Raw genomic sequence first — 8,775 nt, forward strand, 5'->3', positions numbered from 1 at the left:
CGACCCACAGAGGGACCGCATGACAACATTGAGCTGTAAAGTGACCTCAGTTGAGGCGATAACCGATACGGTGTATCGCGTCCGGCTGGTTCCGGAAGCGCCTTTCTCGTTCCGCGCGGGTCAGTATCTGATGGTGGTAATGGATGAGCGTGACAAGCGCCCGTTCTCTCTGGCTTCCACGCCGGCCCAACACAATGTGATTGAGTTGCACATTGGCGCGTCTGAACTGAATCTGTACGCGATGGCCGTGATGGATCGCATTTTGAAAGAACAGGCCATCACCGTGGATATTCCGCACGGCGATGCCTGGTTGCGTGAAGACGGTGAACGTCCGCTGGTGCTGATTGCGGGCGGAACCGGATTTTCTTACGTGCGTTCTATTTTGATCACCGCGCTCGAACAACAACCACATCGTGATATTTCTATTTACTGGGGCGGCCGTGAACTGAAGCATCTGTATGATCTCAGTGAACTGGAAGCGCTGAGCATCAATCACCCGAACCTGAAAGTGATCCCGGTGGTTGAACAGCCGGAAGAAGGATGGCAGGGCAGAAGCGGTACTGTCCTGAGCGCAGTGCTACAGGATTTCTCCTCACTGGCTGAGTACGATATTTATATCGCGGGTCGTTTTGAGATGGCAAAAATCGCCCGTGAACGTTTTGTCGCAGAACGCGGTGCACAGGAAGACCGTCTGTTTGGTGATGCCTTCTCTTTCATCTGATTGAATAATGAAAAAGCCCGCCCCTGACAGGCGGGAAAACGGCAACTAAAACGGTAATGACAGATTGATGAAAGCGGGCTTAATGCCCGCTTTTGTGTTTTTCAGGAAGAGGGAAATCAGACGCGTTCGAAAACGGTCGCGATGCCCTGTCCCAAACCGATACACATGGTGGCCACGCCAAATTGTACGTCGCGGCGTTCCATCAGATTCAGCAACGTGGTGGAAATACGCGAGCCGGAACAGCCGAGCGGATGACCGAGCGCAATGGCACCGCCGTTCAGATTGACGCGTTCTTCCATGGTTTCCAGCAGTCCCAAATCTTTCACGCACGGTAAAGCTTGTGCGGCAAAAGCTTCATTCAGTTCGAACAGACCGATGTCCTGCACGTTTAGCCCGGCGCGTTTCAATGCCAGACGCGTTGCCGGCACAGGGCCGTAACCCATAATCGACGGGTCGCAGCCGACTACCGCCATAGCACGGATGCGGGCGCGGGCTTTCAGACCTAAAGATTTGGCATGAGATTCACTCATCAGCAACATCGCCGATGCGCCGTCGGAGAGGGCCGAGGATGTGCCCGCCGTAACGGTACCGTTCACCGGATCGAACGCCGGACGTAAAGCTGCCAGCGTGGCGACAGTAGTTTCCGGGCGGATCACTTCATCGAAGTCATAACGGGTCAGCACACCGTCGGCGTTATGGCCTTCGGTCGCCACGATTTCGTTAGCAAAATGCCCGGCAACGGTGGCTGCATGGGCGCGCTGATGTGAACGTGCGGCAAATTCATCCTGCATTTCACGGCTGATCTGGTGCATTTTCGCCAGCATTTCAGCTGTCAGTCCCATCATGCCCGCAGCTTTCGCTACGGTCTTGCTCAGGCCTGGATGGAAATCCACGCCGTGATTCATCGGTACGTGACCCATATGTTCCACGCCACCGATCAGGCTGACTTGTGCGTCGCCAACCATAATCGCGCGCGCTGCGTCGTGCAGTGCCTGCATGGAAGAACCGCACAAACGGTTGACCGTAGTCGCGGGAACGCTGTGCGGAATTTCTGCCAGCAGCGACGCGTTGCGGGCAATATTGAAGCCTTGCTCCAGCGTCTGCTGGACGCAGCCCCAGTAAATATCATCAATATCTTTGGCGTTGAGTGCCGGGTTGCGGGTCAGCACGGCGCGCATCAGATGAGCGGAGAGATCTTCAGCCCTGACGTGGCGGAATGCGCCGCCTTTAGAACGGCCCATCGGCGTGCGGACTGCATCAACAATGACTACGTTTTCCATGATTTCGGTCCTTATGCCTGTTTACCGGTGCTGAGGTTTTCCAGCGGCGCCGCAACCGGATAGTAACTTTCATTGGTTTGCGCTTTGACGCGTAACCCGCTTGGTGCCTGATACATCGGCCCCAGGTGTGTGTACTGTTCGGTCATTTTCAGATACGCAGCGGTACCGAGGGTATCCAGATAACGGAACGGTCCCCCATGGAACGGAGGGAAACCGATGCCATACACCAGCGCCATGTCGGCTTCGGCCGGGCTGGCAATGATGCCTTCTTCGAAACAGCGTACCACTTCGTTAATCATCGGGATCATCATGCGGGCAATGATGTCCTGCGGCGAGAAATCCGCATGTGACGGTTTTAGATTATCGGCCAGCAGGCTGATTGCCTGTTCATCGACCTCCTTGCGTGGCTTGCCCTTGCTGTCTTCGCTGTAACGGTAGAAGCCAAGATGGTTTTTTTGACCAAAACGACGGTTATCAAACAGCACATCAACAGCATCACGGTAATTGCGCGACATACGCTCCGGGAAACCGGCGGCCATCACTGCCTGGGCGTGATGGGCAGTGTCGATGCCGACCACATCCAGCAGATAAGCCGGGCCCATTGGCCAGCCGAACTGTTTTTCCATCACTTTGTCGATCTGGCGGAAATCGGCACCATCACGCAACAGCAAACTGAAACCGGAAAAATACGGGAACAACACGCGGTTAACGAAGAAGCCCGGGCAGTCATTGACGACGATCGGTGTTTTCCCCATTGCCAGCGCGTAAGAGACAATGCGTGAAATTGTCGTGTCTGAGGTTTTTTCACCCCGCACGATTTCCACCAACGGCATCCGGTGAACCGGGTTGAAGAAGTGCATACCGCAGAAGTTTTCCGGATTTTTCAGCGAGGATGCCAGCTGATTGATAGGAATGGTCGAAGTATTGGAAGCCAGAACGGCACCGGTACCGAGTAAAGATTCAGCTTCAGCCAACACTGCGGCTTTTACTTTTGGATTCTCGACCACGGCTTCGACCACGACGGTGGCATGTTCGATTCCGCTGTAATTGAGAGTCGGATGAATGGTCGACAGGACTTTGGCCATTTTCAGACCATCAAGTTTGCCACGCTCCAGTTGCTTGTTTAGCAACTTAGCGGCCTCGTTCATGCCCAGAGTCAGGGACTGATCGTTGATATCTTTCATGACGACCGGTACACCTTTCAGGGCCGACTGATAAGCTATCCCGCCGCCCATAATGCCGGCACCCAGCACCGCAGCTTGCGTCGGTTTATCACTCCCTTGAGCCAGTTTTTTTGCTTTGCCTTTCACAAACTGATCGGTAAGGAAAATGCTGACCAGTGCGCGGGCTTCTTTAGATTGTGCGAGCGGTACAAAGCTGGCGGTTTCCAGTTGTAATGCTTCATCACGGCCCAGGCGAGCGGCGGCTTCAATCGTTTTCACGGCGGTCATAGGCGCGGGATAATGCTTGCCGGCATTTTGCATGACCATGCTTTTGGCGACGCTGAAACTCATCGTCGCTTCAATCTGGCTGAGTTTCAGCGGCAGACGTTTCGGGGCGCGGCGGTTATGCCATTCCAGTTTGCCGCCAGCGGCATTTTTCAGCATGGTAATGCCTGCATCGCGTAGTTTGTCTGCTTCAACGACGGCATCTACCAGACCGACTTTCAGGGCCTCTTTCCCGCTGATGTTTTTCCCGGCTGCGATAATTTCCAGTGCACTGTCTGTGCCAATCAGGCGTGGCAGACGCACGGATCCGCCGAAGCCCGGCATGATACCTAAGCTGGTTTCCGGCAATCCGATACGTGCATCGGCCGTACTGATGCGAAAATCCGTCGCCAGTACGCATTCGCAACCGCCGCCCAGCGCATAACCGCTGATAGCGGAAAGGGTCGGTACCGGCAGATCTTCCAGACGGTTAAAAATGCGGTTGGCGAAATTCAGCCACTCCTGCAGTTTTTCCGCAGGTGCGTTAAACAGGGACAAAAACTCGGTGATATCCGCACCGACAATAAATGCAGGTTTGGCTGAACTCAGCAGTAAGCCTTTCAGCTCAGACTGCTTTTCAAGTACTGCAATCGCTTCGCCCAGGCTGGCAACCGTTTGGGTATCGAGTTTATTGACCGAGCCTGGGGCATCAAACACCAGCTCCGCGATACCGTCATCGAGCCAGTGCAGGTGTAATGTTTCGCCTTGGTAGAGCATGTGTCTCTCCTGAATCATCTGGGATGATCTGGTATGACCAGATGACTTGGAGTGTGGTTTTTATGTTAATAATTTGCAAATGAGATGTGTTTTATTTGCAGGCAAGATCACAAACCTTCCGGGACTATGGTCGCGGTGAGGCTGTGGTAAGATGCTGCATCGTCTTTCAGGTGAAAAAAGGAGAGTTGGATGGAATCGCTTACTACGCTTTATAAAGAACATATTGCCACGCTGCAGACGCGTGCCCGTGAAATTCTGCAACGTTCTCAGCTTGATGCGTTACTGATTCACTCCGGTGAGTTGCTGACGACCTTCCTTGATGACCACAGTTATCCCTTCAAAGTCAATCCGCAGTTCAAGGCCTGGGTGCCGGTCACCAAAGTGCCGAATTGCTGGTTGTGGGTGGATGGCGTGAATGCCCCGAAATTGTGGTTCTATTCCCCCGTGGACTACTGGCACAGCCATGAACCGCTGCCGGACTCTTTCTGGACGAAAGAAATTTCCCTGACGCCGCTGGCCAACGCCGACGATATCAAAGGCCAGTTGCCGGTTGATCTCAAACGTGTGGGTTACATCGGTTACAGTCAGGAACGCGCGATCGGCATGGGTATTCCTGCTGCCAACGTCAACCCGAAAGCTGTGCTGGATTTCCTGCATTATCATCGCGCTTACAAAACGGGTTATGAACTGGCCTGTATGCGTGAAGCGCAGAAAGTCGCGGTCAGCGGCCATCGTGCGGCGAAAGAGGCGTTCCTTTCCGGCATGAGTGAATTCGACATCAATCTGGCGTATCTCACGGCTACCGGTCATCGTGATACCGATGTGCCTTACGACAACATTGTTGCGCTCAATGAACACGCTTCCGTACTGCATTACACGACGCTAGATAACCAGCCGCCTGCCGAAATGCACAGCTTCCTGCTTGATGCCGGTGCGGAATATAATGGCTATGCCGCTGACCTGACGCGGACCTATGCCGCAAAACCGGACAGTGATTTCGCCGCACTGGTGAAAGATCTCAATACGGAAGAACTCGCGTTAATTGATACGATTAAGGCCGGTGTGCGCTATACCGACTATCATATTCAGATGCATCACCGCATCGCCAAATTGTTGAAAGCGCACAAGCTGGTGGTCGATATCAGTGAAGACGCCATGGTGGAACAGAACCTGACCGGGCCTTTCCTGCCACACGGTCTGGGACATCCGCTGGGATTACAGGTGCATGATGTTGCCGGGTTTATGCAGGACGATACCGGTACACATCTGGCTGCGCCTTCGCAATATCCTTATCTGCGTTGCACCCGTGTGATTGAGCCTGGCATGGTACTGACTATCGAGCCGGGTCTGTATTTCATCGATTCGTTGTTGTTACCGTGGCGCGAAGGGCAGTTCAGCAAACATTTTGCCTGGGATCGCATCAACGCGATGAAGCCATTTGGCGGCATTCGTATCGAAGACAATATTGTCATCCATGACAATCGTATCGAAAATATGACACGCGATCTGAAGCTGGCCTGATGCAGCCTTATGCCGTCCCCGCTGAGTCCGTCAGTTTCAGCGAAGAAATAAAGAAAAGTCGCTTCATCACCTTACTGGCAAGAACGGAAGGCATTGAAGCGGCAAAAGCCTTTATTCAGCATGTCAGACATCAGCACCCGGCAGCGCGTCATCACTGCTGGGCGTTTGTGGCTGGCGCGCCTGCTGATTCTCAGCAACTGGGCTTTTCTGATGATGGAGAACCAGCGGGCACAGCCGGTAAACCCATCTTAAGTCAGCTGATGGGATGCGGGGTTGGGGAGATCACGGCCGTCGTGGTGCGTTATTACGGTGGCATTATGCTGGGCACCGGCGGCCTCGTGAAGGCCTACGGCGGTGGTGTTCAGCAGGCATTAAAACAACTTATCGTGCAGCAAAAGGTTCCGCTGGTGAAGTACGCAGTACAGTGTGATTACAGCCAGTTACAGCAGGTTGAAATGCTGCTTTCGCATGTGGGTGGGCATATTTTACGCAGTGAGTACGGCGCGGCGGTGGACCTCGTTCTGGCGCTGCCTGCCGCAGATGCGCCGGCAACAGTCAGCCACTTGTTCGATATCAGCCGTGGCACACTTATCCTGCGTCCGGTTTCTTAAATTTTCTATGATTACTTCGCTGAGGAACGCACCAGCATGCATTTTCGTGCCATAACACGCATTGTGGGGGTGCTCGTCATCCTTTTCTCGGGAACGATGATTATTCCCGGTCTGGTCGCTTTAATCTACCGCGATGGCGCGGGGCGTGCGTTCAGTCAGACTTTCTTTGTCGCTCTGGCGATTGGATTATTCCTGTGGTTGCCCAACCGAAAGCAGAAAAGTGAGCTTAAACCACGGGAAGGTTTCCTGATTGTCGTGCTGTTCTGGACGGTACTGGGCAGCGTCGGGGCATTGCCTTTTCTGTTCTCCGAGCGGCCGAATCTCTCCCTTACCGATGCTTTCTTTGAATCCTTTTCCGGCCTAACGACGACGGGCGCGACCACGCTGGTCGGGTTGGATTCATTGCCCAAAGCGATTCTCTTCTACCGGCAGATGCTGCAATGGTTTGGCGGTATGGGGATCATTGTGCTCGCTGTGGCCATTCTGCCGATATTGGGTGTCGGCGGGATGCAGTTGTACCGTGCCGAAATGCCGGGCCCGCTTAAAGATAACAAGATGCGTCCGCGTATCGCCGAAACAGCAAAAACGCTTTGGCTCATCTATGTACTGCTGACCATCGCTTGTGCGCTGTCGTTATGGGGCGCGGGTATGCCGGTTTTTGATGCGATCAGCCACAGTTTTTCGACTATCGCCATCGGCGGCTTCTCAACGCACGACGCCAGTATCGGATATTTTCATAGCGGAACGATCAATACTATCGTCGCGATATTCCTGCTGATTTCCGGCTGTAACTATGGCCTGCACTTTGCGGTACTGAGCGGGCGAAACCTGAAAGTGTACTGGCGAGATCCGGAATTTCGTATGTTCATTGGTGTGCAGTTCACGCTGGTGATCATCTGTACGGTGATTTTGTGGATCCACAATACTTACGGTTCCGGTCTGGAGACGCTGAATCAGGCATTTTTCCAGGTGGTGTCAATGGCTACTACCGCAGGATATACCACGGACAGTATTTCTAAATGGCCGCTGTTTTTGCCGCTTCTGTTGCTCTGTTCTGCCTTTATCGGGGGATGTGCGGGTTCAACCGGCGGTGGCCTAAAGGTGATCCGTATCCTTCTGCTTTATTTACAGGGTTCCCGCGAGCTGAAAAGGCTGGTTCACCCCAATGCGGTTTACACGATTAAATTGGGTAGCCGCGCTTTGCCTGAACGTATCATTGAAGCGGTATGGGGTTTCTTCTCCGCTTATGCGCTGGTGTTTATTGTCAGCATGCTGGCGATTGTGGCCACCGGTGTAGATAACTTCTCCGCCTTCGCTGCGGTCACCGCGACGCTCAATAACCTTGGGCCTGGTTTAGGGGTTGTGGCGGATAACTTTGCCTCGATGAATTCAGTGGCGAAATGGATCCTGATCGTCACCATGTTGTTTGGTCGTCTCGAAGTCTTCACATTATTAGTGCTGTTCACGCCGACGTTCTGGCGGGAATGAGTTTTAAGAAAGGGAAACAAGTATGAAAGCGTTGATACTCTATTCAAGTCGTGACGGGCAGACACATGCTATCGCTTCTTATATAGCCAGTGAGTTGAAAGAGAAGTGCTACTGCGATGTTATTGATCTCGGCCATGCGGCACACGTCGATTTGAAAAGCTATGACCAGATCATGATCGGCGCTTCGATACGTTACGGCCACTTCAACCCGGTGCTGGATAAGTTCGTTAAAAAACACGCCGAAACATTGAACCGCATGCCGTCAGCTTTTTTCGGCGTCAATCTGACTGCACGCAAACCTGAAAAGCGTACGCCACAGACTAATGCCTACGTGCGTAAATTCCTGCTGGCATCGCCTTGGGAACCTGCAATGTGTGGTGTCTTTGCTGGCGCATTACGTTATCCGCGATATCGCTGGTTCGATAAGGTCATGATCCAACTTATTATGCGGATGACAGGCGGGGAAACAGACACCCGTAAAGAAGTGGAATACACCGACTGGCAACAGGTAGCCAAATTCGCTGAAGATTTTGGACAAATATCGTATAAAAAATCACACTAATGCGGTCTTAATAGACGTTCAGGCCAAAAAGAAAGCAGTCGGAAAGTTTTTTGAAATTAGGGGTTGCGGCCTTCTGAGAACTCCCTATAATGCGCCTCCACTGACCGGGAACAACGACTCCTCTAACGAGAACCAAGTCGCCCAGTCAGGAAGAATCAACCCGGTGAAAACACCGAATCTTGTAAAAGAAAATGGTTGACTCTTCAGTGGGAAGGAGTATTATCTGCCTCCCACGTTGCTGAGTTAAGTCTCGCAACGAACGCTCTTTAACAATTTATCAGACAATCTGTGTGGGCACTCACAAGACGATATCAGCCACCTCGGTGGCAAAAAATATCAAGTCTTAGAGTGACCAAGCAGTAATTCATTTAGTTGAATTATTACGAAG

General features: G+C 52.8%; 7 protein-coding genes. 5 read left to right on the forward strand and 2 right to left on the reverse strand.

Going from position 1 to position 8,775, the window contains the following annotated elements; all coding sequences use genetic code 11:
• Positions 1–19 precede the first annotated feature (19 nt).
• On the forward strand, positions 20–721 hold the full coding sequence (fre, locus tag EVX52_RS22620) for an NAD(P)H-flavin reductase (RefSeq protein WP_129955151.1): 702 nt from the start codon (positions 20–22) through the stop codon (positions 719–721).
• A 116-nt stretch (positions 722–837) separates the two neighbouring features.
• Here fre and fadA read toward each other — a convergent pair whose 3' ends face one another.
• Together fadA and fadB are read right to left on the reverse strand one after the other, a co-directional pair.
• Positions 838–2,001 (reverse strand): acetyl-CoA C-acyltransferase FadA, encoded by a 1,164-nt coding sequence (fadA, locus tag EVX52_RS22625; protein WP_129955150.1) that lies wholly within the window; start codon positions 1,999–2,001, stop codon positions 838–840.
• Between the two features lie 11 nt (positions 2,002–2,012).
• Positions 2,013–4,205 carry a fatty acid oxidation complex subunit alpha FadB gene (gene fadB / locus EVX52_RS22630; protein ID WP_129992175.1) on the reverse strand — a complete coding sequence of 731 codons (2,193 nt, stop codon included), beginning with the start codon at positions 4,203–4,205 and terminating at the stop codon, positions 2,013–2,015.
• 189 nt (positions 4,206–4,394) lie between these two features.
• On the opposite strand from fadB, the gene pepQ reads away from it, so the two are divergent.
• The 4 genes from pepQ to hemG are packed head-to-tail and all read left to right on the forward strand — an operon-like array spanning position 4,395 to position 8,387.
• Complete coding sequence (gene pepQ / locus EVX52_RS22635) at positions 4,395–5,726, forward strand: Xaa-Pro dipeptidase (protein ID WP_129955148.1); 1,332 nt, start codon at positions 4,395–4,397, stop codon at positions 5,724–5,726.
• Positions 5,726–6,337, forward strand: a complete 612-nt coding sequence (locus tag EVX52_RS22640; RefSeq protein WP_129955147.1) for an IMPACT family protein — start codon at positions 5,726–5,728, stop codon at positions 6,335–6,337. Before pepQ ends, EVX52_RS22640 begins: the two co-directional genes overlap by 1 nt.
• A gap of 36 nt (positions 6,338–6,373) precedes the next feature.
• The gene (gene trkH, locus EVX52_RS22645; RefSeq protein WP_129955146.1) at positions 6,374–7,825 is read left to right on the forward strand and encodes a Trk system potassium transporter TrkH; all 1,452 of its coding nucleotides are present in this window, start codon (positions 6,374–6,376) and stop codon (positions 7,823–7,825) included.
• Positions 7,826–7,847: 22 nt separating this feature from the next.
• Positions 7,848–8,387 (forward strand): menaquinone-dependent protoporphyrinogen IX dehydrogenase, encoded by a 540-nt coding sequence (hemG, locus tag EVX52_RS22650; RefSeq protein WP_129992176.1) that lies wholly within the window; start codon positions 7,848–7,850, stop codon positions 8,385–8,387.
• The last annotated feature ends 388 nt before the right edge of the window (positions 8,388–8,775 follow it).

Origin of the sequence: Rahnella sp. CFA14(1/10), assembly GCF_004195095.1 — a bacterium.
GTDB lineage: Bacteria > Pseudomonadota > Gammaproteobacteria > Enterobacterales > Enterobacteriaceae > Rahnella > Rahnella perminowiae.

Coding starts and splice junctions, on each gene's coding strand:
- trkH (WP_129955146.1), top strand. CDS start 6,374: ATGCATTTTCGTGCCATAACACGCATTGTGGGGGTGCTCGTCATCCTT.
- pepQ (WP_129955148.1), top strand. CDS start 4,395: ATGGAATCGCTTACTACGCTTTATAAAGAACATATTGCCACGCTGCAG.
- EVX52_RS22640 (WP_129955147.1), top strand. CDS start 5,726: ATGCAGCCTTATGCCGTCCCCGCTGAGTCCGTCAGTTTCAGCGAAGAA.
- hemG (WP_129992176.1), top strand. CDS start 7,848: ATGAAAGCGTTGATACTCTATTCAAGTCGTGACGGGCAGACACATGCT.
- fre (WP_129955151.1), top strand. CDS start 20: ATGACAACATTGAGCTGTAAAGTGACCTCAGTTGAGGCGATAACCGAT.
- fadA (WP_129955150.1), bottom strand. CDS start 2,001: ATGGAAAACGTAGTCATTGTTGATGCAGTCCGCACGCCGATGGGCCGT.
- fadB (WP_129992175.1), bottom strand. CDS start 4,205: ATGCTCTACCAAGGCGAAACATTACACCTGCACTGGCTCGATGACGGT.